The sequence below is a fragment of the Acidithiobacillus ferriphilus genome, from assembly GCF_028215975.1.
In the GTDB taxonomy this organism is placed as follows: domain Bacteria; phylum Pseudomonadota; class Gammaproteobacteria; order Acidithiobacillales; family Acidithiobacillaceae; genus Acidithiobacillus; species Acidithiobacillus ferriphilus.
Genome location: NZ_CP116458.1, coordinates 922,689 through 945,467 on the forward strand (window position 1 = coordinate 922,689; position 22,779 = coordinate 945,467).

The 22,779-nt window shown below is 57.7% G+C and carries 20 protein-coding genes, 1 tRNA gene and 1 pseudogene; 19 read left to right on the forward strand and 3 right to left on the reverse strand.

Annotated features, from left to right (window positions below; all coding sequences use genetic code 11):
* Positions 1 to 48: 48 nt before the first annotated feature.
* A complete protein-coding gene (locus PJU76_RS04550; protein WP_271781039.1) occupies positions 49 to 372 on the forward strand; it encodes an N-acetyltransferase in 324 nt (107 codons plus the stop codon).
* Here the strand turns inward: PJU76_RS04550 and PJU76_RS04555 are convergent.
* A pseudogene (locus PJU76_RS04555) lies at positions 348 to 623 on the reverse strand (transposase); the annotation flags it as partial. The gene PJU76_RS04550 and the pseudogene PJU76_RS04555 sit on opposite strands and share 25 nt — an antisense overlap.
* Before the next feature lie 200 nt (positions 624 to 823).
* Between PJU76_RS04555 and PJU76_RS04560 the strand changes: the two are divergent.
* Positions 824 to 1,696, forward strand: coding sequence for a Fic family protein (locus tag PJU76_RS04560; protein ID WP_271780671.1), 873 nt, complete (start codon positions 824 to 826; stop codon positions 1,694 to 1,696).
* Positions 1,697 to 1,837: 141 nt separating this feature from the next.
* Here PJU76_RS04560 and PJU76_RS04565 read toward each other — a convergent pair.
* Positions 1,838 to 1,913 (reverse strand) — tRNA-Glu (locus PJU76_RS04565).
* Between the two features lie 148 nt (positions 1,914 to 2,061).
* Between PJU76_RS04565 and secB the strand changes: the two genes are divergently transcribed.
* The 17 genes from secB (at position 2,062) to gatB (ending at position 21,524) form a co-directional block, all read left to right on the forward strand.
* Positions 2,062 to 2,511: a protein-export chaperone SecB gene (secB, locus tag PJU76_RS04570; protein WP_064220049.1), complete on the forward strand. Its 450-nt coding sequence runs from the start codon at positions 2,062 to 2,064 to the stop codon at positions 2,509 to 2,511.
* Positions 2,512 to 2,514: 3 nt separating this feature from the next.
* Complete coding sequence (locus PJU76_RS04575; RefSeq protein ID WP_271780672.1) at positions 2,515 to 3,543, forward strand: NAD(P)H-dependent glycerol-3-phosphate dehydrogenase; 1,029 nt, start codon at positions 2,515 to 2,517, stop codon at positions 3,541 to 3,543.
* 117 nt (positions 3,544 to 3,660) lie between these two features.
* On the forward strand, positions 3,661 to 4,728 hold the full coding sequence (locus PJU76_RS04580) for a phytoene/squalene synthase family protein (RefSeq protein WP_271780673.1): 1,068 nt from the start codon (positions 3,661 to 3,663) through the stop codon (positions 4,726 to 4,728).
* On the forward strand, positions 4,725 to 6,656 hold the full coding sequence (shc, locus tag PJU76_RS04585) for a squalene--hopene cyclase (protein WP_271780674.1): 1,932 nt from the start codon (positions 4,725 to 4,727) through the stop codon (positions 6,654 to 6,656). Before PJU76_RS04580 ends, shc begins: the two co-directional genes overlap by 4 nt.
* Entirely contained in the window at positions 6,638 to 7,348 is a 711-nt protein-coding gene (locus PJU76_RS04590; RefSeq protein ID WP_271780675.1) for a phosphorylase family protein, read from the forward strand. The genes shc and PJU76_RS04590 overlap by 19 nt, the downstream gene beginning before the upstream one ends.
* A complete protein-coding gene (hpnA, locus tag PJU76_RS04595; protein ID WP_271780676.1) occupies positions 7,345 to 8,334 on the forward strand; it encodes a hopanoid-associated sugar epimerase in 990 nt (329 codons plus the stop codon). The genes PJU76_RS04590 and hpnA overlap by 4 nt, the downstream gene beginning before the upstream one ends.
* Positions 8,335 to 8,373: 39 nt before the next feature.
* Complete coding sequence (gene hpnI, locus PJU76_RS04600) at positions 8,374 to 9,531, forward strand: bacteriohopanetetrol glucosamine biosynthesis glycosyltransferase HpnI (protein ID WP_271780677.1); 1,158 nt, start codon at positions 8,374 to 8,376, stop codon at positions 9,529 to 9,531.
* On the forward strand, positions 9,531 to 10,961 hold the full coding sequence (hpnJ, locus tag PJU76_RS04605) for a hopanoid biosynthesis associated radical SAM protein HpnJ (RefSeq protein ID WP_271780678.1): 1,431 nt from the start codon (positions 9,531 to 9,533) through the stop codon (positions 10,959 to 10,961). The genes hpnI and hpnJ overlap by 1 nt, the downstream gene beginning before the upstream one ends.
* On the forward strand, positions 10,924 to 11,838 hold the full coding sequence (gene hpnK / locus PJU76_RS04610; protein ID WP_271780679.1) for a hopanoid biosynthesis-associated protein HpnK: 915 nt from the start codon (positions 10,924 to 10,926) through the stop codon (positions 11,836 to 11,838). The genes hpnJ and hpnK overlap by 38 nt, the downstream gene beginning before the upstream one ends.
* On the forward strand, positions 11,819 to 14,521 hold the full coding sequence (locus tag PJU76_RS04615; protein ID WP_271780680.1) for an MMPL family transporter: 2,703 nt from the start codon (positions 11,819 to 11,821) through the stop codon (positions 14,519 to 14,521). Before hpnK ends, PJU76_RS04615 begins: the two co-directional genes overlap by 20 nt.
* Before the next feature lies 1 nt (position 14,522).
* The gene (locus PJU76_RS04620; RefSeq protein WP_271780681.1) at positions 14,523 to 15,545 is read left to right on the forward strand and encodes an HpnL family protein; all 1,023 of its coding nucleotides are present in this window, start codon (positions 14,523 to 14,525) and stop codon (positions 15,543 to 15,545) included.
* Between the two features lie 151 nt (positions 15,546 to 15,696).
* Positions 15,697 to 16,800, forward strand: a complete 1,104-nt coding sequence (gene hpnH / locus PJU76_RS04625) for an adenosyl-hopene transferase HpnH (protein ID WP_215859528.1) — start codon at positions 15,697 to 15,699, stop codon at positions 16,798 to 16,800.
* A gap of 47 nt (positions 16,801 to 16,847) precedes the next feature.
* On the forward strand, positions 16,848 to 17,516 hold the full coding sequence (locus PJU76_RS04630) for an HpnM family protein (RefSeq protein ID WP_271780682.1): 669 nt from the start codon (positions 16,848 to 16,850) through the stop codon (positions 17,514 to 17,516).
* On the forward strand, positions 17,513 to 18,319 hold the full coding sequence (locus PJU76_RS04635) for an MlaA family lipoprotein (RefSeq protein ID WP_271780683.1): 807 nt from the start codon (positions 17,513 to 17,515) through the stop codon (positions 18,317 to 18,319). The genes PJU76_RS04630 and PJU76_RS04635 overlap by 4 nt, the downstream gene beginning before the upstream one ends.
* Positions 18,320 to 18,321: 2 nt before the next feature.
* Entirely contained in the window at positions 18,322 to 18,609 is a 288-nt protein-coding gene (gene gatC, locus PJU76_RS04640; protein WP_271780684.1) for an Asp-tRNA(Asn)/Glu-tRNA(Gln) amidotransferase subunit GatC, read from the forward strand.
* 9 nt (positions 18,610 to 18,618) lie between these two features.
* Entirely contained in the window at positions 18,619 to 20,091 is a 1,473-nt protein-coding gene (gatA, locus tag PJU76_RS04645) for an Asp-tRNA(Asn)/Glu-tRNA(Gln) amidotransferase subunit GatA (protein WP_271780685.1), read from the forward strand.
* Positions 20,092 to 20,093: 2 nt separating this feature from the next.
* Positions 20,094 to 21,524, forward strand: a complete 1,431-nt coding sequence (gene gatB, locus PJU76_RS04650) for an Asp-tRNA(Asn)/Glu-tRNA(Gln) amidotransferase subunit GatB (RefSeq protein ID WP_271780686.1) — start codon at positions 20,094 to 20,096, stop codon at positions 21,522 to 21,524.
* Between the two features lie 80 nt (positions 21,525 to 21,604).
* On the opposite strand, the gene PJU76_RS04655 is transcribed toward gatB, so the two are convergent.
* Positions 21,605 to 22,156: an SCP2 sterol-binding domain-containing protein gene (locus PJU76_RS04655; protein WP_271780687.1), complete on the reverse strand. Its 552-nt coding sequence runs from the start codon at positions 22,154 to 22,156 to the stop codon at positions 21,605 to 21,607.
* Positions 22,157 to 22,779 lie beyond the last annotated feature (623 nt).

Sequence of the window (22,779 nt, forward strand, 5' to 3'; positions counted from 1 at the left end):
GCCACCCAGTTCTCGACGACCAGTCCTGCACCGGCATAGAGATCGAAATTGGCCGTGTTAGCTGGTGGCCATCAACTTGGGGCAGCCATGCTGCAAGACGCGGTGAATCGGGCCATCACCGTATCGCAGAACACCGTGGTTCGCGCTTTGCTGGTTCATGCGCTCCACGAACGCGCCAAACAGTTCTATGAGCACTACGGCTTTCAGGAGTCACCACAACATCCGATGCCGTTGATGCTGCGCCTGAGTACCGTCAAAGCCATCCGGGCCGGAGTAAAAATACTCGCGGCACATCCAGAGGCGGGGCGTCCGGCAGAAAGCATGGAACCCGAATACCTGGCGCAGACCGCATGGCCGTGGGACAGTGCTTGATGTTTGGAGGCGTTCGCGTGGATCTTGGTGCCATCTAGGCAGACCCGGCTGACTTTTAACAGCTTCATCTCCTGCGCCAGTTTCAGCACCTGCACGAACAGGTTTTCCAGTTCATCCAGGAAACGGCGGCGGAAGTTTGCCAACGTGTCATGATCTGGATGGCTGCCTGCCGCCAGATAACGGAAGGCTACGGAATCGTAGGTGGCTTGTTCCAGTTTGCGGCTGGAGAACACTGCATTGGCGTAACCGTAATAGGCTGGCCCGTGAAAAGTCCGACAGACTGCGTTGCGACGGATTGCGCGCCTCGGCAGCGTGACGTATGGTGGATGTGGAAAGGATGAAAATACCATATAATATTGACCGGTTATATTGGAGATCGGAGAGATGCTATGCGCCTATCGCTCGCGTTTGAGCTTTTTCGGAATGCCTTAGTTGAAAGTTGGTGGGCGTAGTGAAATCTTTTTATGCGAAGCTGGATGCGGATATCAAAGGCACGCTTTTGGCCCAGATCCGCAATCTCTGGACTCACACGTCCACGGCGATCGAGGGGAATAGCCTCACACTCGGTGATACAGCCTTCGTCCTTGAAGAAGGACTTACCGTTGCCGGCAAACCGCTTCGCGACCATCAGGAAATCTATGGCCATGCCAAGGCCATAGAGATTGTCTACGCATTGATGGATATGCAATTATCCCTGCAGGAAGAGGATTTGTTTGCACTGCATCGTGCCGTACTTACTGAAGCGGTAATGGATATCTACAAGCCTGTAGGAAAGTGGAAAAATGAATCTAATTTCACCAACTATATCGGTAATGACGGCCGCCAACATCTACGAGAGTTCCCTGCACCAAAAAAAGTCCCTACATTAATGTCGCAATGGCTAGAAAAATTGAATCAGTTTTGCGCAAAGCCCTTAACGGGAATCAATGCGGTGGGAGCATATGCGGGTCTTCATCTCGATTTCGTCACGATCCACCCCTTTTTTGACGGTAATGGCCGTGTGGCGCGTCTGATTTCCAATCTTCCCGTTCTACGCTCAGGTTTCCCGCCTATTGTGGTACCCACAGAAGCCCGTCAGGAATATAAAAGATCGATATCTGGCTATCAGGCCACCATTCCTAAACTGGAGAGATTGGAAACCCTGTCCGGTCTCCCCGATAACCTAGAAAGGGATCACTTTAGAGGCTTGTGTCGTAGCTATTGGGAGCCGACCCAGGCATTGTTACGGGAGGCGATGGAAATGCAGGAAAAAAGAAATATCCAACGATCCGCCGCGCCAGGGCACGAAGAGGGCCGCGGAGCAGGTGATAATTTCGGCGGGTAGCTCGCTTTCGCTCACAGGGTCAGGCGCAGTGATGGTACATGCTTATGGGGTTAACTGTCGCCATGCTGCCCTATGATTCGTAGCTAAGTGCAGCATTTAATCAATACAGCCATACTGAATTGGCCATCTTGTTGTTTTTATTGGCGTCCCCATGGGGGTTCGAACCCCAGTTACCGCCGTGAAAGGGCGGTGTCCTAGGCCACTAGACGATGGGGACCTGGACAGCGCTAGGAATCCTACACAGAACAGGCGCACAGGGCAAGTGTTGTTTTTTGGAAATTGCGGATGCACACGCGTAGCCCAGGGGGTATCTCTTCAGGTAGACTAGGCCTCTCGCAATTCAAAAATCCAGGATAAAAGGACTTATGGACGAACAAGAAGCAATTTTTATGATCGAGCGCATTTACGTGAAGGACATCTCTTTTGAGTCGCCCAATGCGCCACTGAGTTTTGTGCAGACCGAAGCGCCGACCGTGGATGTGGGACTGAATACCACCAGCAACGGAGTGGAAGGGATGGACGACCTTACCGAAGTGACGCTGACCGTCACTGTCAAGGCTAAGGCGGGCGAAAGCACTTACTTTGCGGTGGAGGTCCAGCAGTCCGGTTTGTTTCGCATTCAGAACATTCCGGAGGAGCATATGCCCGCCCTGATAGCCGTGCACTGCCCGACGATACTGTTTCCTTACGCGCGGGAAGTGGTGGCAGATATGGTAGGCCGTGGTGGTTTCCAGCCTCTGCATCTGCACCCGGTCAATTTCGAGGCCCTGTATCAGCAGGCACAGGTCCAGCAACAGAACTACACGACGCAATAAAGCATGCGTTGGGCGGTGCTGGGGGGCGGTCACTGGGGGACCGCCCTGGCGGTTTATCTGCTCCGGCAGGGGCATACAGTGCAACTCTGGGGGCGCTGTGCCAAGCGTTTGCCCTGCCAGCCCGGTCGTGTCGATCTTTTCCCCATATTCCCGCAGTGCGCGCGACCTGAAAACCTCTGCTGCACAGTGGATCTCGGCGTTGCTGTACGAAACAGTGAGGGTATCGTACTCGCCATACCCAGCCATGCCTTGCGCGCTTTGACGACGACTTTGCGCGCTTGCCTGCCACCCGCTGCGCTGCTGGTCCTCGCCAGTAAAGGGCTGGAAATGCAGACTACCTTGCGCCTTGATCAGGTCTTGCGGGAGACCGTGCCGAATGTGCCGCTGGTGGTGCTTTCCGGGCCCAGTTTTGCTCATGACCTGATCCTGGGTAAACCACTGGCGATGACGGCGGCGTCCACCAGCCCGGCCTACGCCCAGCGGGTCGCCGAGGCCTTTGGCAGTGCGCAGATGCGGGTTTACACCAGTGATGATGTGGCGGGTGTCTGTCTGGGTGGGGCGATCAAAAATGTGCTGGCGATTGCCGCCGGCATTTCTGATGGATTGGGAAATGGCGATAGTGCGCGTGCCGCGCTCATCACTCGCGGGATGGCAGAATTACATCGTTTGGGAACGGCGCTGGGGGGGCGAACAGAAAGCTTCATGGGCCTGGCCGGTGCCGGCGACTTGATCCTCACGGCCAGCAGCGACCTCTCGCGGAACCGGCGGGTGGGTGTAGGCCTAGGCCGCGGCCTGAGCCTGGAAGCGGTGCTGCGCGAGATCGGTGAAGAAGCCGAGGGTGTATGCACGGCGCAAGCACTGTTTCAGCTTGCGCAGCGTCTGGGCGTGGATATGCCCATCACCGAGCAGGTGTATCGCGTGCTTTTTGAGGGTACGGCGCCGCGCGTTGCGAGCGATGTGCTGATGCATCGCGCCCGGCGTTCCGAATTGCGCATGCCGCCCGATGTCACGCTTTCCTCTGGTGAGTCGTGATGAGTCTGCCCAGGATGGGGCCGTGGGTCTGCAAGACTTGCAGAATGGGCCTGGGATCGTTACATTGCCGCCAGATGACAGGGTGTTTTGCACACCCGGATAAATAGAACAAGGAGTTTGGATGTCACCAGACAGAACCGCATGTTGACGGCAGCGCTGGCGCAGGCTTTGGCGTACCAGGCGCAAAGTCTTCAAGCTGTTTCGCGGACCTTTGCCTTGACGATTCCTCAGTTGCCGGAAACCTTGCGAGACGCGGTCGGTAATGGCTACCTTTTATGCCGGATTGCCGACACTATCGAAGATGATCCGGATTTGCCCTGGGAAAAAAAGGCCTACTGGCAGGCGGAGTTTCTCAAGGTGGTGGAGGGTGCGGGCGATGCCGCCGCCTTCGCCGCGGCTTTTGGGGCGGACCTGTCGGCAGCGATGCCGGAAGCCGAGCATGATCTGATTCGTCATACCCCTGAGGTCGTTGCCATTACCCATAGCTTCACCCCGGCGCAGCGGTCTGCGCTGTCCCGCTGCGTGCGGATCATGGGGATGGGGATGGCGGAGTTTCAGCAGCACGCTTCGTTGCAAGGGCTTGCGGACATGGCGGAGATGGATCGCTACTGCTATGTAGTAGCGGGCGTCGTCGGCGAAATGCTCACCAGCCTTTTTGTGGAATATGAACCGCGACTGGCACCGCATGATGCGGAGATGCAGCAGCTTGCGGTATCTTTTGGGCAAGGTTTGCAGATGACCAATATCCTCAAGGATATCTGGGATGATTGGCAGCGCGGTGTGAGTTGGATGCCACGCGCAGTGTTCCGGCGTCATGGTTGCGATATTACCGCAGTACGGCCCGGTGGCCATGACCCGGCTTTTGCGGCGGGCCTCAATGAACTGCTGGGGATGGCCGCCGGGCATTTGCAGAATGCGCTGCGTTATACGCTGCTGATCCCGGCCGAACAGACGGGGATGCGCGATTTCTGCCTCTGGGCTATTGCCATGGCGGTGTTAACGTTGCGGCGGATCTCCGAAAATCCCGCTTTTGCTTCCGGGAGCGAAGTAAAAATCAGCCGGAGCACTGTGCATCGGGTGGTGTTCCTGTCGCGCCTGCTGCATCGCTCCGACACGCTCTTGCAACTGAGCTTCCGGGTGGGTGTCAAACCACTGGCGCTATCTCCTGCCGCAGGACGAGCATGAATCGTATCCTGCAACCCATGCGTTACGGCGCGAGTATTTTTCGCGCGCCGCTGGATCGGGTCATTGCCGAGGCGCGTGCCGCCCTTGGCGGTCTGCAGGCGGAAGATGGCCACTGGTGCTTCGAGTTTGAAGCGGATTGCACCATCTCCGCCGAATATATTCTGATGCAGCACTACATGGATGAGCGCGATGGGCCCCTGGAGGCCAAGATTGCCGTCTATCTGCGCAATAAACAAGCGGATCACGGCGGCTGGCCCCTCTATTACGGTGGTCCTTTTGACCTGAGCGCTTCGGTGAAGGCTTATTACGCCCTCAAGCTGGCAGGGGATAATCCGGAGTTGCCGCATATGCGGCGCGCCCGTGAAGCAATCCTGGCGCATGGCGGGGCGGAACGCGCCAATGTGTTCACGCGCATTACCCTGGCACTGTTCGCCCAGGTGCCGTGGCGGGCGGTACCCTTTATTCCGGTGGAAATCATGCTGTTGCCGCGCTGGTTTCCCTTTCAAATTTATAAAGTGGCGTCATGGTCGCGCACGGTGATGGTGCCACTGTTTATCTTGTGCAGCCTCAAGGCGCGTGCCAAAAATCCATTGCAGGTGCATATCCGCGAACTGTTCCGGCGGCCGCCGGAACAGATTGCGGACTATTTCAGCCATGCCCGGCAAGGGATTGTGGCGAATCTCTTTTTGTCTCTGGATCGATTTTGGCGGTTGATGGAGGACTGGATACCCCAGCGTATCCGGCGCCGAGCCGTGAAGAAGGCGGAGGCGTGGTTTACAGCGCGGATCAACGGGGAGGATGGCCTGAATGGCATTTTCCCGGCCATGGTGAATGCCCACGAGGCGTTGGAGCTGCTCGGTTATTCGTCCGACCATGTCTATCGCCAGCAAACGGGGGCAGCCCTGCGCAAATTGGTGGTGGAGCGAGCGACCGACGCTTACTGTCAGCCCTGTGTGTCTCCGGTCTGGGACACCTGTCTCGCGCTCCATGCGCTGCTGGAGCAGGATGGCGAGGTGTCTCCGGCGGTACAAAGCGGTATCCAGTGGCTCAAGGACCGGCAGATTGGTGCCGAACCCGGCGACTGGCGGGAGCAGCGGCCCAATTTGGCGGGCGGCGGTTGGGCCTTTCAATACGCTAACCCTTATTATCCGGATCTGGATGACACGGCAGCGGTGGGCTGGGCACTGGCGCGGGCCGGGCGCGCAGAAGATCGCGACAGCATCGAAAGAGCGGCGGACTGGTTGGCCGGCATGCAATCCAGCAATGGCGGATTTGCGGCTTATGATGTGGATAATACGCACTATTACCTCAACGAGATTCCCTTTGCCGATCACAAAGCCCTGCTGGACCCGCCGACGGCCGATGTCACCGGGCGCGTCGTGGCCTTTCTGGCGCATCTGGCGCGGCCACGGGATCGCGACATTTTGCGGCGTGCCGTGGCATACCTGTTGCGTGAGCAGGAGTCGTCGGGGGCATGGTTTGGGCGCTGGGGAACCAATTACATCTACGGAACCTGGTCCGTGCTTATGGCCCTGGCTGAGCTGGATGATCCTTCTCTGAAGCCCGCTATGGAACGTGCGGCGCATTGGTTGCGCGCGGTACAACAGAGCGACGGCGGCTGGGGTGAAAGCAATGACTCCTACGGTGATCCCGGGCTTGCCGGCATGGGCCAGGCTTCTACCGCAGCGCAGACAGCCTGGGCCTGCCTCGGTCTGATGGCGGCGGGAGATCAGGATAGCCCCGCCTTGCATCGTGGTATAGCCTGGTTGCAGATGCATCAGGAAGAGGACGGTCGCTGGCCGGACATCTTCTTCAACGCGCCCGGATTCCCGAAGGTTTTTTACCTTATTTATCATGGTTACAGCCTGTATTTTCCGCTCTGGGCACTGGCCCGTTACCGGAATTTGGGATGCATTGCCGGCGATTAGGGGTGGTGGTGGCCTTGGACGCGGAGGCGCAGGCCCTCCATGCCGGCGCCCTGCGCCATGATGTGGTGGTAGAAGTGAACGCGCAGCTCTTGCTGGTGGTCTCGGGCATGGGACCGGAGCGGGCGATGGCGGCGGCGCGTACGCTGCTTGCCGCGGGCGTCGATGGATTGGTCTCCTGGGGTACGGCGGGCGCCTTGCAGCCGGAACGGAAGCCGGGAGATTTGCTGTTGCCGGAAGTTGTGTTTGGGGCCAGCAGCCAGACCTGGTCGGTGGATTTGGCATGGCGCGAGATTCTGGCGCAATCCCTGTCCCTTCCCGCTTATGCTGGAGGCCTACTCTCGGTGGCCACTCCCTGCGGCTCGGCGGCTGCTAAGTCAGCCTGCTTGTTGGATTTTCCATTGGCGCAAGGGGTGGATATGGAAAGTGGCGCCATTGCCGCGGTTGCCGATGCTGCGGGCAAGTCATTTGTGGTGATCCGCAGTATTGTGGACCCCGCGGATCAATCTCTACCAGACGCCGCCACGGGGAGCGTTGATGCATACGGTGGCCTGCAGGTGCTCAAACTCATGCGTGGGTTATTGCGCCACCCTGCTGTGTGCGTTGATTTAATGCGTTTGGGCGCGCAGATGCAGAAGGCGTTGAACACGTTACGCGCGGTTGCGCCGAGCCTGCAGGCGGGGAGGGTGGCATGAAGGCCTTGCTGACCGGCGCATCGGGTTTTGTGGGTGGTGCAGTATTGCGCCGACTGTTGGCCGAGGGGCTGGAAGTGCGGGTGTTGCATCGTGCTGGTGCCGATCCGAGCAACTGGCAGGGGCTGAACGTGGAGTTGGTGGTCGGTGACTTGACGGATGGCCTCGCTCTGGATAACGCGGTCGCCGGTTGCCAGGCAGTTTTTCATGTGGCAGCGGATTACCGGATCTGGGTACCTGAGCCGCATGCTATGTACGCCGCCAATGTAGGGGGTAGCGAACGCCTGGTGCGCGCGGCGCTCAACGCGGGTGTCGAACGGATCGTCTATACCAGCAGTGTTGCCGTACTGGGCCATTACGCCGATGGCCGGGAGGCGGATGAAGAGGTGCCCTCTGATCTGAGCGCGATGATCGGTCATTATAAACGCTCCAAGTTTCTGGCGGAGGAGGCCCTGCGTACACTGTGCCGGAACGAAGGTGCCCCCATCGTCATCGTCAACCCCTCGACGCCCATAGGCCCGGCGGATCGCAAGCCGACCCCCACCGGACGGATGGTGCGCGATGCCGCGGCAGGCCGTATGCCGGCCTATGTGGATACCGGTCTGAATGTGGTGCATGTGGATGATGTGGCCATGGGCCATTGGCAGGCGTTTACCGATGGTCGGGTGGGGGAGCGCTACATTCTCGGTGGCGATAACCTCCCGCTGGCGGCGATCCTCACCCGCATTGCCGGTCTCACCGGGCATCACTCGCCGTGGCTGCGCATTCCGCGGCGCCTGCTTTATCCCCTGGCCTGGGGCGCGGAGGGCGTGGTACGGCTGCGCGGTAAGGGGACGCCGTTGGTGACTGTCGATGAACTGCGTATGGCAGCGCACAAAATGTATTTTTCATCGGCCAAGGCGGAGCAGGCCCTGCATTATACCCATCGTCCTGCAGAGGAAGCATTGCGAGATGCGGTACAATGGTTTGCCGATAACCACTATTTATAGCATGTCTGTCCATTTGCCCAGCGCAATTTTGGGGAACTCGTGCTCTGGTGGCTAGAGGCTATGGCGGCGCTGTTTTCTTTGGCTGCCATGGCCTATTTGTTGCTGGCGTTCTGGACGATGGGGCGCTGGCATCCGCTGTTGCCGGAGCGCGATGCCGGCGCCACAGACGAGGCCGTGTGCGACTGGCCCGGCATCAGTGTGCTCAAGCCTCTGTATGGCGATGGGGATTATCTTTACCCCGCGCTACGCAGTTTTTGTAAGCAGGACTACCCAATCTTCGAAATTGTTTTTGGCGTGCAGCGCCCGACCGATCCTGCTATCGCTGTGGTGCAACGTCTGCAGGCCGAATTTCCGGACTTGTCCCTGCGCTGGATATGTACAGAAACGCGTATCGGCAGTAATCCCAAGGTCAATAATCTGGCGGGTATCCTCGCCGCTTGTCGTTATGATAGCCTGGTGATCAGCGATGCGGACATTACTGTCGGCCCCCATTATCTGCGCCGGATTTGCGCACCTCTGCAAAATAGGGGGGTGGGGGTGGTCACCTGCCTCTACCGGGCGTGTCCGGTGGCGACATTCTGGTCACGGGTGCTGGCCAGTCAGGTGAACAGTCTGTTTCTGCCTTCGGTGCTGGTGGCGGCGCGCCTGGGTCCCAATATCTTCTGTGGCGGGGCGACCATGGCCTTGCGTCGCGCCACTCTGGAGGCTTTTGGTGGACTGCCTCGGCTGGCGAATCAGTTGGCGGATGATTACTGGCTCGGCGCCTATAGCCGCGAGTTGGGGCAACGTACCTGGCTGGTGAATTATGTGGTCGATACGGTAGTACAGGAAACCGGTTTCCGCGCGTTTTATCAGCATGCGTTGCGCTGGTCGCGTACCACACGAGCGGTACAGCCGCTAGGGTACAGCTTCTCTTTTTTGAGCTATCCGCTTCCCCTGGTGCTGGTGCTGTCTCCCTGGATGGGCTTCTGGGGCGGGCTGCCGTTAGGTGTGGTTCTCGCCTTGCGCCTCGTGTACCATAAAAGAATTGAGCACAAACTCAGTGCAAAAGGTTCTTTCGGAGTGGCCCTGCTGGGAGATTTCCTGGGCCTGTGGATTTGGTTTCATGCCCTTTTCGTACGGCACGTCGCTTGGCGCGGGTCGCAATTTGCCATCGACGCCGACGGGCGGATGGATGGCCATGACGGAGCAACATAATGACGATGAAAACACTTTTCTTGCAAGCCCCTTCTTTTGAGGGCTTCGACGGCGGTGCCGGTTCGCGCTATCAGGCCAAGCGGGAAATTCGCTCTTTCTGGTTTCCCACCTGGCTGGCGCAGCCCGCCGCCATGATCCCCGGCAGTCGTTTGCTGGATGCCCCGCCGGGGGACATCAGTGTCGAAGAGACCTTGCAAGTGGCGGCGGCGTATGAGTTGTGCATTATTCACACCAGCACCCCGTCTTTCCCGTCGGATGTACGCATGGCCGAGTTGCTCAAGGAGCACTACCCCAGGATGCTGATCGGTATGGTTGGCGCCAAGGTGGCGGTAGAGCCGGAAGAATCCCTCCAAGAGGCTTCCACAGCCGTCGATTTTGTGGCCCGCGAAGAGTTCGATTATACCGTCAAGGAAATAGCGGAGGGGCGGCCCCTCAGCGAAGTGGACGGCATTACCTACCGCTCCGGCAATGGTCAGATCGTCCATAATCCCGATCGCGCCATGATTGAAGACATGGATGCTTTGCCCTTCGTCTCTGAAGTGTACAAACGCGATTTGCACATTGAAGACTATTTCATTGGCTATCTGAAGCACCCCTATATTTCTTTTTACACCGGGCGCGGTTGCCGTTCGCAGTGCACCTTCTGCCTCTGGCCGCAGACTGTCGGCGGACATCGCTATCGCACGCGCAGCGCCGCCAGCGTCATTGACGAAGTGCGTTACATCCAGAAGAACTTTCCGCAGGTCAAGGAAATCTTCTTCGACGACGACACGTTTACGGATGATCGTCCCCGTGCCGAAGAGATTGCCCGCGGTCTCGGCAAGCTCGGTGTGACTTGGTCCTGCAATGCCAAGGCTAATGTGCCTTATGAGACCCTCAAGGTACTGCGTGAGAATGGCCTGCGCCTGTTGCTGGTGGGTTATGAGTCCGGCGACCAGCAGATCCTCAACAACATCAAGAAGGGCCTCAAGGTCGAGGCGGCGCGTAAATTTACCGCCGACTGTCACAAATTGGGGATCGTGATTCACGGCACCTTCATCCTCGGTTTGCCAGGCGAGACCAAGGAGACCATTCAAAAGACCATCGACTTCGCCAAGGAAATCAATCCCCATACCATTCAGGTATCCCTGGCGGCGCCCTATCCGGGTACTTTCCTGTACAACCAGGCCAAGCAGGAAGGCTGGCTGACGGACGAAGATGAAGCCCATCTGGTCAACGACCGTGGTGTGCAGATCAGCCCCATGAGTTACCCGCACCTCAACCACACGGAAATCTTCGACTCCGTAGAGGTGATGTACAAGCGTTTCTACTTCCGTGCCGGCAAGATTGCCGAAATCACGGGGGAGATGCTCAAGAGCACGCAAATGATGAAACGTCGTCTGCGCGAGGGTGTTGAATTCGTCCGCTTCCTGCGACAGCGCCACGGCTGAGGTGGGGCAGGTCGGCGGTCGGCGGGTTATCTTCAACGCCGACGACTTTGGCTTGGATGTGGCGGTGAATGAGGCGGTGGAGTCAGCGCATCGTGATGGTGTGCTGACTACCGCCAGTCTCATGGTGGCTGCGCCAGCGGCTGAGGATGCCGTCGTCCGTGCCAGAGAACTGCCACGCCTGGGCGTAGGCCTGCATCTCACTCTGGTTGATGGCGCACCCTTGCTACCTGCGGAGCAAGTGCCCGATCTGGTGGATGGGCAGGGACGCTTTGCGGCCGATCTCTGGCGGCGCGGGGTGCGTTATTTTTTTCTGCCCAGGGTGAGAAAACAACTGGCGGCCGAGATTCGCGCCCAATTTGTGGCTTTTGCGGCCACTGGTTTGGCACTGGATCATGCCAACGCCCACAAGCATCTGCATTTGCATCCCACGGTACTGACGCTGATGCTGGATGTTGGAGCGGAGTTTGGCTTGCGGGCGGTGCGCTTGCCGTGGGAGCCTCTGCAGGCAGCGCGCTGCGGCGGCGCAAGGGGTTTGGCACCGGCGCTATGGTCTTTTTTTCTGCGCCCCTGGTTGGCGCGGATGCGCCGCCAACTGAACCGTCGTCAGATTATGCACAATGACCTGCTCTACGGTCTGGATGCCACGGGTCATATGAATGAAGCGCGCCTGCTCCAGATGCTCCACTGCCTGCCTGTGGAGGGGATTACCGAAATCTATTTCCATCCGGCAACCCTACAGACCGCTGCGCTGCATGCCCTGATGCCGGAGTATGAGCCGCACGCCGAGTGGGCGGCATTAATGAGTCCTCGGGTAAAAGATTATTTACGCGATCAAGACATCGCGAAGGGTACTTTTGGTGATTTTGCCGTCCGTTGATCGTTTTCTGCAGCGCGCCGGGGCGCGCATTTCCCAGAGCTTGGTGGCTTTGGTCGACCTTGCGGTGCGGCGCGCTGTCTGGATGCTGGTGACCATTGCCCTGGCTACCTTGCTCGCCTTGCTTTATGCGGTGGGCCATTTTTCCGTCGATACCGATACCAGCCATGCCTTGTCTCGCGACCTGCCCTTTCAGAAGCGGGAAATCGCTTACCAGAAGGCTTTCCCGCAGGATAAGAATACTATTGTGGTCGTCTTGCAGGGGGATAACCGGAATCGCACGGATGCGGCAGTTGATCGTCTGAGCACCTGGCTGCGTGCCCGGCCACAGTCTTTCCACGATGTGTACGTGCCCGGTGGCGGATCTTTTTTTCAGCGTAACGGCCTCCTGTATCTCTCCCCCCAAAAACTACAGGATTTTGCCAACCGCATTACCGATGCCCAGCCCCTCATTGCCAGGCTCTCTGCCGATCCCAGCCTGAATGGCCTCAGTGGCCTGTTAAGCATGGCGATCGGTCAACGCTTGACGAGTGGCGTGCATCTGCCTGGATTAACGGGCATTTTTTCCGCTATGGATCAAGCGCTCACGGCGCAGATGCAGGGTAAGCCTTATGAGGTTCCGTGGAATGAACTCATGGGGGGCGATCTGGCCCAAATGGGGCCGGCGCAACGTTTCATCGTTATTCAGCCCACCCTGAATTACCAGTCTCTGGAACCCGCCGCCGCAGCTATACGTACTTTGCGCGCTGGCCTCAGCGCGCTCAATTTGAATGCCGCGCATGGGGTGAATGTTGGGGTGACCGGTGGCGCTGTACTGGATGCGGAACAACTGAAAACGGTAAGTCAGGGTGCGGCTGTTTCCATGGCACTGACGCTCAGCCTTGAAATTATTTTGCTGATTATTGCATTGCGCTCATTACGTCTGGTTTCCGGGGTGTTGATCGGACTAATCGCGGGCATGATTTTAACCACCGCCTGGGCGCTATTTTTTATTGGTCCCTTCAATCTTATCTCCGTAGCCTTTGCCATTCTTTTCATCGGGCTGGGCGTTGATTTTGGCATTCAGTTCTGTCTGCGCTACCGGGAAGAAGTTTTTAACGGGGCACCCCACCAGCAGGCCATGCAGAGGGTGACGCATGGTTTGGGCGGTGCCTTAAGTCTCGCCGCTGTTTCGGCTGCCTTCAGTTTTTATGCATTTGTACCTACCAGCTATGCGGGCATCGTTGATCTTGGTCTGATTTCCGGCACCAGTATGCTTATTGCCCTCTTCATGACACTCACATTCCTGCCCGCTTTTTTGACCTTCTGGCCTATGGTGAGCACCAGTACAAAAGCGACGTACTATCCACACATGCGTCATATTCCTACTTTGGTGCGTCACCCCATCCACCGTTATGCCTACTATATACTGGGCGCGGTGACCCTGCTGGCGCTGGCATCGGTGCCGCTGGCATTGCGCACGTCCTTTGATTTTAATCCGCTGCATATGATCGACAGTCATGCCGAGGGGGTACGCGTTTTTGAGAAACTACTCGCTGATCCACAGACGGCCCCGTATCGCATTGACGTACTCACACCTAATATTGCTGCGGCTCAGGCCCTTGCCACGCGTGCAGAACAACTGCCCACGGTGGCCCGGGCCCTGACGGTCTCCAGCTATATCCCGAAACATCAAGCGGAGAAGTTGGCCATTGTGCAGAATCTGCAGATTCTGGTGCCCCCCTTTTCGCTGTTGATGCCCAGCGGTTTGCAGCCGCCGACGTCGGATACCAGCACAAATCTTGCGGATCTGGTAACAAAGTTGAGAGATCTCGCGCAAAAAGAAGGTGAGAGCACAGCAGATGGGCGGGGCGCCGCGACGCTGGCTGGTCATCTGGAGCAATTTTTAGCGAAGGACGGCGCTGACCGCAAGGCGATCGAAGATCTGCAAACGCGGGTGATGGGGACTTTACCCGGTGAGTTGAAACGACTCGGTATGGCCTTGTCGGCAGCCCCAGTGACCTTGCAGACTTTGCCGAAGTCCCTGCGGGACCGCTATGTGGCAACCTCGGGTCAGGCGCGGGTGGAGATTGTCCCTAAAGCCAACCTCAGTAAGAATCGGGAGATGGCAACTTTTGTGCAGAGCGTACTGAAGGTGGAGCCGAACGCCGTGGGGACACCGGTGATGCTGGTTCAGGGTGGGGAGGCGGTGCTCGGGGCTTTTCAGGAGGCCACCTTTATTGCGCTGATAAGCATCAGCTTACTGCTCCTCCTGGCGTTGCGCAGTTACCGGGATGTTCTTCTGATCATGATTCCGCTGCTGCTGGCGGCATTGTTTACCGTGGCGGCCATGCGTTTGTTTGGGTTGAGTTTCAACCTGGGCAATATTATCGTTCTACCGCTGCTCATCGGTCTCGGCGTGGCCTTTGCCATTTACATTGTGGTGCGCTGGCGCAACGGGGTGGATGTGGCGCATTTGCTCGGCACGTCTACCCCCATGGCGGTCTTTTTTAGTGGGCTCACGACCCTCAGCGCCTTTGGTAGTATGGCGGTTTCCCGCGATCCCGGTATGGCCAGCCTGGGTGAAGCGCTGAGTCTCGCGCTGGCCATTGTGTTGCTGTGTATTCTGATTGTACTTCCGGCTCTGCTGCTGCTCTTCACCCAGTCACCCCGCGAAGAGGGTATCGCACAGGATGAAGGCAGCTGATTTGTTGAAACGGAAAGGCAACCTCCTGTTTCTGGCGGCTGGTCTGTTCGGTCTGGGCTTGTCTGTCTTCCTGATCGTGCAGGCCGGTATTGCCGGCATTGTAAAGTTATTGGTGGTAGCCGGCTGGGGCTTGCTGTGGCTTCTCCCCTTTCACCTGCTGCCGCAATCTCTGGATGTGCTGAGCTGGAGGTGGCTGCTGCGCGGTGAAGCGCGCGCCCACTATTGGTTTTTACTATGGGTCGCGTTGGTCCGCGAGGCGGTCAATGGTCTCTTACCGGTGGCGCGGGTGGGTGGTGATTTGCTCGGTGTACGCCTCTTGACTCGCCATGGCGTACCCGGCTATGTCGCCGGGGCGAGCGTTATGGTCGAAATCACTTTGACCTTGTTGAGCCAGTTTGCTTTCACGCTTGCGGGGCTCATGGTGCTCAGTTACGAGGTGAGTGATCACCATCTGCAACTGGATGTGGTGTTTCTTTTGGCGTCGGTATTGCCGCTGCTGGTGGTTTTTATCTGGATGCAGCGGCACTGGGGTTTATTCACTATTTTACAGATGGTGATGAAAAAACTCCTGGGTGGCAAGGACCTGCTTGCGCTCATGGGCGACCCGCAATGTCTGGATGCCGAAATTCGCAGACTCTACGCCCGCCGCTGGAGCCTGCTTCCGGCCAATTTATGGCAACTGGCGAGTCTGTTGGCTGGTACCGCGGAGGTCTGGTTTACCTTCTGGCTGCTGAGGCATCCTATCCCTTTCTGGGCGGCGCTGCTCATGGAAAGCCTGGGGCAGGCCCTGCGCAGCATGGCCTTTCTGGTGCCTGGAGGGCTGGGGGTACAGGAGGGTGGTTTTATCCTTTTCGGCAGTGCTATCGGTGTAGGTCCCGATCTGGCGCTGGCCTTTTCGCTGGCGCGGCGTTTCCGTGAAATCGTGCTAGGCATTCCGGTACTCTTGTCTTGGCAAGCATTAGAGGGCCATCATATACACCTTCAGTGGCGGCAGAGACCCGGCAATGAGGAGAGCGTTTCATGATCGCCATGTCTTTGGCCATGGGCCCCGACACGCATATTCATTACTAAACGCTTGTGACCTTGTCCCACATACGCTTTGGTATGTTATACTGGCCACAGACTGTTGTTCATTACTTACATGCTGCGTTGCAGCGATGCGGGGGTATTTTATCATGGGCGTTCCTTTAATTCAGAGCTATCGGGTAGGCCGCTACATCCTTGCGCAGAAATTGCGGGGGCGTAAGCGCTATCCATTAGTGCTGATGCTGGAACCATTATTCCGCTGCAATCTTGCCTGCGCGGGGTGCGGAAAAATTGATTATCCCGATGAAACCCTCGACCGACGCCTTTCTGTAGATGAGTGTATTGGCGCCGCCGAAGAGTGCGGCGCGCCGATTGTTTCCATCGCCGGTGGCGAGCCGCTTATTCACAAGGATATGCCCGCCGTCGTGGCTGGCCTCGTCAAGCGTAAGCGCTTTGTTTATCTTTGTACTAACGCGTTACTCCTCAAGAAACGTATGGACGATTATCAGCCGTCCCCATACCTGACCTTCTCTGTGCACCTGGATGGCAACGAGCATCGTCATGACGAATCCGTGTGTCAGCCCGGCACCTATCAGCGTGCGGCAGAGGCGATCCGCGAAGCCGTGGCGAAGGGCTTCCGGGTCACGGTCAACTGCACTCTCTTCCAGGGCGAAGGCGCCGAAGAAGTGGCAAGCTTCCTGGATGATTGCAAGGCCTTGGATGTCGAGGGCGTGACCATCTCGCCGGGGTTCAATTACGAGCGGGCACCGCAGCAGGAGGTATTTATCCAGCGGCGTGCCTCGCGCCAGCTTTTTCGCGATATTTTCCGGATTGGTAAGGAGCGCAAGGCAAAGTGGAGGTTTAATCAATCCAGCCTGTTCTTAGATTTTCTGGCAGGTAATCAGAATTATCAGTGCACCCCCTGGGGCAACCCCACCCGCAACATTTTTGGTTGGCAGAAGCCATGTTATCTGCTGGTCAGTGAGGGTTATGCGCAAAGCTTCAACGAGTTGATGGAGACAACGCCGTGGGATAAATATGGCGTGGGCGTGAATGGGAAATGTGATCAATGTCAGGTGCACTCTGGTTTTGAGCCGACGGCCGTCAATGATACCTTCATCCATCCGCTGCGGGCCTTGAAAGTAGCGCTGCTCGGTCCACGTACGGAGGGGCCGATGGCGCCGGATATGCCGGTGTCGCCGCCCCCTCAGGGTCCCAGTCACCCAGTCTTTCCGTTGCGCGTCGAACGTTGAGATTCATTCCGAGCCCACATGAAATTCGGGATAAATCCGGAGGAGCCATGCTGAAAAAGTCGGCAACAATGTTATTGGTCTGTGCGATAATGGGCACCACCCCGGTGCTCTCCGCAGCGGGGGTGACCGCGCCAGCGGCATCTATGTCTGCAACGCCGGCGGATAAGACGATCCTTGCGAATACGCCGGAAGCAACCATCAATGCATTGGATGCCGCCCTCATCAAATCCATGCAGGGTGGTAGCCGGCTGGGTTACCGTGGTCGTTATCGTATTGTCGCCCCAGTGGTACAGGCTGCTTTTGATTATCCGCGAATCGCTAGCCTGACGCTGGGCGCCTATTGGAATAAGCTCAGTCCGGAACAGCAGAAAGAGTTTGTCGGGGTGCTTGCCGATTACACCGCAGCCACTTATGCAGCACGGTTCAACAGTTTTAATGGGGAGCATTTTGCTATTGTGAGCAGTGAAACCTTGCAGTCCGGTACAGAAGGGATATTCAGTACCTTTACACAGCGCAATGGCAAGGCGCATCGCTTTGATTATATTCTGCAGAAGCAGGGGGGGCAGTGGCGCATCGTTAATGTTTTCGCCGACGGGGTTAGCGATCTTGCCCTGAAGCGGGCGGAATATACCGAAACCGTGCAGAAAAAGGGTTTTGCCGCACTGGTTGCGCATCTGAAAGCACAAATTGCCGGGTACGCCAAAGGATCCCAATGATGCGATCAGGTGCGTATTTATCAGGAGTGATACTGTCCCTTGGTATATTGACCTTGTCTGGCTGTGCCACGGCAAATGGGCCTCAGGGCGCTGTGAAATCTCCCGCGGACCCGCTGGCGGCCATCAACAGGCCGATGTTTCATCTGAATATGGGTCTTTATGATTATGTGCTGGAGCCGGTAGCCACTGGATATAAGGCGGTGACCCCGGATTTCGTCCGCGAGGGGGTCAGTAATGTATTCGCCAATGTGGATATGCCCTATATTTTTATCAACGATTTCCTGCAGGGGCGTGGTCAGCAGGGAATGGAAGATCTGAGCCGATTCCTCGTCAATTCGGTGTTTGGCCTGGGTGGACTCTTCAACGTGGCGAGCAAGTTGGATTTGCCCAGACATGACAATAGCTTGGGGGTCACGCTGGGCGTTTGGGGCGTGCCGCAAGGACCTTATCTGGTGCTGCCATTTTACGGACCCAGCTCGCTACGCAGTTTGCCCGGCCTAGCGATGACGATTTTTGTCGGACCGGCGTATTACCTGACCAGTGCTCCGGCTCAGTACGCCCTGACTGGTATGGGAATTATCAATACGGGCTATATCGATGAACCTAAAATTCGTATGGTCCAGGATGCCGTTAATCCCTATGTGTTTATGCGTAATGCCTGGGAACAGCATGAGCAGTATCTGATTTCCGGTGGTACCGTCAGTAAAAACCAGTTGCTGGAGGGTCTGCAACTGCCACCACCGGCGGCCAGTACACCGGGTCAAGCCACCCAGAGTCACGAGAGTAAAAAAGGAAATCCATAATCATGGCCTTCGATCAGGACACCGTGCGGCGCACGGCACATCTGGCCCGCATTGCGCTGCCGCAGACAGAAATACCCGCAGTGGCGGAGCAGTTAGAGCGTATCATGGGGCTGGTGGAAGAACTGCGTGCGATTGACACGACGGGTGTCCTGATCATGGCCCATCCCCTGGATCTGGATCAGCCCTTGCGTCCGGACATGCTTGGCAATCATGATCAGCGCGAGCTGCTTATGGCCAGTGCTCCGGCGGCTGAACACGGGCTTTTTCTCGTCCCCAAAGTTATCGAGTAGGAGCTACACTTGGAACTCCACGAATTTTCCCTGCGGGAACTCCGCCAGGGCCTGCGGGAGCGGGACTTTTCTTCCGTAGAATTGACCACGACGCTGCTGAAGCGGATCTCCGCCCTCAATCCGGCACTGAATGCTTTCGTCACGCTTACCGAGAGCAAGGCCCTCGCCGCCGCCGCCGCGGCGGATGCGCGGCGTGCGGCTGGTGAGGATGGTCCCTTACTCGGCATTCCCATGGCCCATAAGGACATTTTCTGCACTGCGGGGGTGCGCACCACGTGTGCTTCAAAAATGCTGGAACATTTTGTCGCACCCTACAACGCCACCGTGGTCGAGCGGTTGGCGGCAGAGGGTATGGTCACGCTGGGTAAGCTGAATATGGATGAATTCGCTATGGGTTCTTCCAACGAGACCAGTTATTTCGGTCCGGTGCGCAATCCCTGGCATACCGATATGGTGCCCGGTGGCTCTTCCGGGGGCTCTGCCGCTGCGGTGGCGGCGGGTCTGGTCCCCGTGGCGACGGGTACGGATACCGGGGGTTCTATCCGTCAGCCAGCCGCCCTTTGTGGCATCACGGGTATCAAGCCGACGTATGGCCGGGTCTCCCGTTACGGCATGATCGCCTTTGCTTCCAGTCTGGATCAGGGTGGTCCCATGGCACGTAACGCCGAAGATTGCGCGCTGATGCTGAACGTGATGGCCGCGCATGACCCGCGCGATTCAACTAGTCACCCGGCCGCCGCCAGCGATTTTTTACGCGGCCTGGATCGTCCCTTGCAGGGTTTGCGGGTGGGGGTTCCGGAGGAGTTTTTCGGCGCCGGCCTCGACCCCGAGGTGGCGGCCGCCGTGCAGGCGGGTATTGCGGAGCTCGCCCGGCAGGGCGCCACGGTGCAGTCCATTCGCTTGCCGAACAATCCCCATGCGGTGAGCACGTACTATGTTCTGGCGCCGGCGGAGGCCTCCAGCAACCTGGCCCGTTTTGACGGCGTGCGCTACACCCACCGGGCGGCGAACCCTGCCGATTTGACCGATTTGTATCAGCAGAGCCGGTATGAGGGCTTTGGTGCGGAGGTGCGGCGACGGATTCTGGTGGGCACCTACGTGCTCTCTGCGGGTTACTATGATGCCTATTATCGCAAGGCCCAGCAGGTGCGCAGCCTGATTCGCGAGGATTTCCGACGGGCTTTTGCGGAAGTGGACGTGATCGCCGGGCCGACCACCCCGACCCCGGCCTTTCCGCTGGGGGCCAAAAATGCGGATCCGGTAGCCATGTATCTGGCGGATATTTATACCATCGCGGTGAATCTGGCGGGTATCCCCGCGCTCAGTCTCCCCTGCGGCTTCACTGCGGCCGGGTTGCCCATCGGCATGCAGTTGATGGGAGACTACTTTGCCGATGATCTATTGCTCAATGTGGCCCATCGCTATCAGCAGGAAACCCAATGGCATCGCGCGCGTCCGCCCTTGCAGGCGGGGGGGGCTTGAGTATGGACTGGGAAGTTGTCATCGGCCTGGAAGTCCACGCCCAGCTCAATACCGCCACCAAAATCTTCTGCGGCTGTCCGACCGCTTTCGGGGCGGAGCCTAATAGTCATACCTGCCCGGTCTGCCTGGCTATGCCCGGTGCTCTGCCGGTCCTCAACGCGGCGGCAGTGGATAAGGCTATCGCCTTAGGGCTGGCGATTGGCGCGGAACTGAATCGCCACAGTGTTTTTGCCCGCAAGAACTACTTTTACCCCGATCTGCCCAAGGGCTATCAGATCAGCCAATACGAACTGCCCGTCGTCGGCAAGGGAACGCTGACGGTGCAACTGGCGGACGGTGTGGAAAAGGTAGTGGGCGTAACCCGCGCACACCTTGAAGAGGACGCCGGTAAATCACTGCACGAGGCCTTTATCGGTCAGTCTGGCATCGACTTGAATCGCGCGGGTACGCCGCTGTTGGAAATCGTGTCGGAGCCGGATATGCGGTCGCCGGCTGAGGCGGTGGCGTATCTCAAAAAATTGCATGCCCTGGTGCGTTACCTGGATATTTGTGATGGTAACATGCAGGAAGGCTCCTTCCGTTGTGACGCCAACGTCTCCCTGCGGCGGCCGGGCGCGGCATACGGGACCCGGGCAGAGATCAAGAATCTCAATTCCTTCCGTTTTCTGGAAAAGGCGATTGAATACGAGATCGTTCGCCAGCGCGATATTCTGGAGAGCGGTGGTCAGATTGTGCAGGAAACACGTCTCTATGATGCCAATCGCGACGAAACCCGTTCCATGCGCAGCAAGGAGGAAGCCAACGACTACCGCTACTTTCCTGACCCCGACCTGCTGCCATTGGTGCTGGACGAGTCGCGTATTGAGCGGGTACGGGACATCCTTCCGGAGTTGCCCGATGCCAAGCGTACCCGCTTTATGAACCAGTACGCCCTGCCGGCCTATGACGCGGGGGTGCTCACCGCAGGCCGTTTCTTGGCGGATTACTACGAGCAGGTGGCCGCCGGTGTGGATGGTAAGCTGGCGGCGAACTGGGTCATGGGCGATCTGCTCGGCGCCCTCAACAAGGCGGGCATCGAGATTGAGGACTGCCCGGTCTCTGCAGAAAAATTGCGTCTGCTGGTTCAGCGTATTGCGGATCAGACGATCTCCGGCAAGATCGCCAAAGAAATCTTTGAAGAGATTTTTTATCGCGGGGGCGAGGTGGACGCCATCATTGATGGCCGGGGTCTGCGGCAGATCACCGATGTGGCGGCTATTGCCGCAATGGTGGACGCCATTGTCACGGCCAATCCGCAACAGGTGGCCGATTTCCGCGCCGGAAAGGACAAACTACTCGGCTTCTTCGTGGGGCAGGTGATGAAGGCCAGTCAGGGGAAGGCCAATCCTGATCAGGTAAACGCCATTTTGCTGGAGCGTTTGCAGAAGAGTTAGCAGGCGGGGAGCCTGGCTCAGGCAAAATGGGCACTTCCAGTGGTTCCGGGGTGCCCTTTTGTTGTTACGGAGACAGCCGATCAGGAGGCTGGAACTGTTGCAGGGACGTCCTTGATGAGTTTCAGGAAAGCAGCGAATGGACCCATGTTTTCCATGGCTTCCATTTTCGGACCCTTGAACTTCAAGTCACCCCACATCATCGCTATCATGGGTGAACCCATGTGTTGCCAGTTATGGGTGGTAGCCCACATCTTGTAGTCGTAACTATAGTTAAGTTTGGTGACTTTGATGGGGCCGCCGTAGACGCACTCGGCTTTGCCTCCCTTCAGCGCGATTTCGAGCTGTACAGGCGGGGTGGTCTTCATGTCGGAGTCGGAGAGTTCCATCACTTTGTAGCCTTTGCCACCATTGTTTTTGGCCCAGGAACTGGCCAGTTTTTGGGTCAATGTCGAGTTATTGTTCCAGGCGGTGCAGAGATTTTGCGCCCAGGCGGAGGACATAAAAGCCGGAGCAGCGGCGGGAGACTGGGCGGTGCTGGTTGCCGCCGCAGTCGGGGTGTCCACCGCCGCCGCCATCGTCGACCCCGCCAAAGCAAGCCCCAAGATGGCAGCCATTGTCATTTTTTTGAACATCGACCTTTCCTCCATATCGCTATCGCCGCGCTCCAAATGAGCGTAGGGCCAGTATAGCCTCTGGAGGTTGTTGTCAGCACCAAGGTATTTTTAATTGCTCGATAAATAAGAAGAAAATCATTATATAAGATTTTAGTGGAGAGTGGTGTCGCGTCCATTCCCATCGGGTAGCACTTTCGTTAAACTAGCGGACCACGGAGGTGTGGCAGAGCGGTTGATTGCACCGGTCTTGTCCCCAAATCGAGCCCCTGCCCGGAAACAGGCGGGGTGGCAGGAATCAAATTCGGCGAATCCCCTGGTTTATCCGAGGTAACGCCGAGCCAAGCCGGAAAGGTTCCGGAAGGTGTAGAGATCAGACGGTTCCCACCTACAGCCTCACGGCCAGGGTGAAGGCATGATCCAGACTCCAAAAGGGTCCTCGTGACCCTGTGGCGAAAGCCATAGCGGGTAAGGAAAACCGGCAGGGGTTAACGCCCCTCGTGAGTTCGAATCTCACCGCCTCCGCCATATAAAAGAAGTAATCCAATGATATTTAATTGATTTATTTTTATGTGGCAGGCAACGTCTGCCCTATCGTCTGCCCCCCTGATTTTGTGATGTACTGAAAGCTGGATGGGCATCCT

Excerpts from the sequence above, each read along its gene's own strand:
- PJU76_RS04655 (WP_271780687.1), bottom strand. The coding sequence starts at position 22,156 with ATGTTCAAAAAAATGACAATGGCTGCCATCTTGGGGCTTGCTTTGGCG.
- gatB (WP_271780686.1), top strand. The coding sequence starts at position 20,094 with ATGGACTGGGAAGTTGTCATCGGCCTGGAAGTCCACGCCCAGCTCAAT.
- hpnA (WP_271780676.1), top strand. The coding sequence starts at position 7,345 with ATGAAGGCCTTGCTGACCGGCGCATCGGGTTTTGTGGGTGGTGCAGTA.
- secB (WP_064220049.1), top strand. The coding sequence starts at position 2,062 with ATGGACGAACAAGAAGCAATTTTTATGATCGAGCGCATTTACGTGAAG.
- PJU76_RS04590 (WP_271780675.1), top strand. The coding sequence starts at position 6,638 with ATGCATTGCCGGCGATTAGGGGTGGTGGTGGCCTTGGACGCGGAGGCG.
- PJU76_RS04575 (WP_271780672.1), top strand. The coding sequence starts at position 2,515 with ATGCGTTGGGCGGTGCTGGGGGGCGGTCACTGGGGGACCGCCCTGGCG.
- shc (WP_271780674.1), top strand. The coding sequence starts at position 4,725 with ATGAATCGTATCCTGCAACCCATGCGTTACGGCGCGAGTATTTTTCGC.
- gatC (WP_271780684.1), top strand. The coding sequence starts at position 18,322 with ATGGCCTTCGATCAGGACACCGTGCGGCGCACGGCACATCTGGCCCGC.
- PJU76_RS04635 (WP_271780683.1), top strand. The coding sequence starts at position 17,513 with ATGATGCGATCAGGTGCGTATTTATCAGGAGTGATACTGTCCCTTGGT.
- hpnJ (WP_271780678.1), top strand. The coding sequence starts at position 9,531 with ATGACGATGAAAACACTTTTCTTGCAAGCCCCTTCTTTTGAGGGCTTC.
- PJU76_RS04630 (WP_271780682.1), top strand. The coding sequence starts at position 16,848 with ATGCTGAAAAAGTCGGCAACAATGTTATTGGTCTGTGCGATAATGGGC.
- hpnH (WP_215859528.1), top strand. The coding sequence starts at position 15,697 with ATGGGCGTTCCTTTAATTCAGAGCTATCGGGTAGGCCGCTACATCCTT.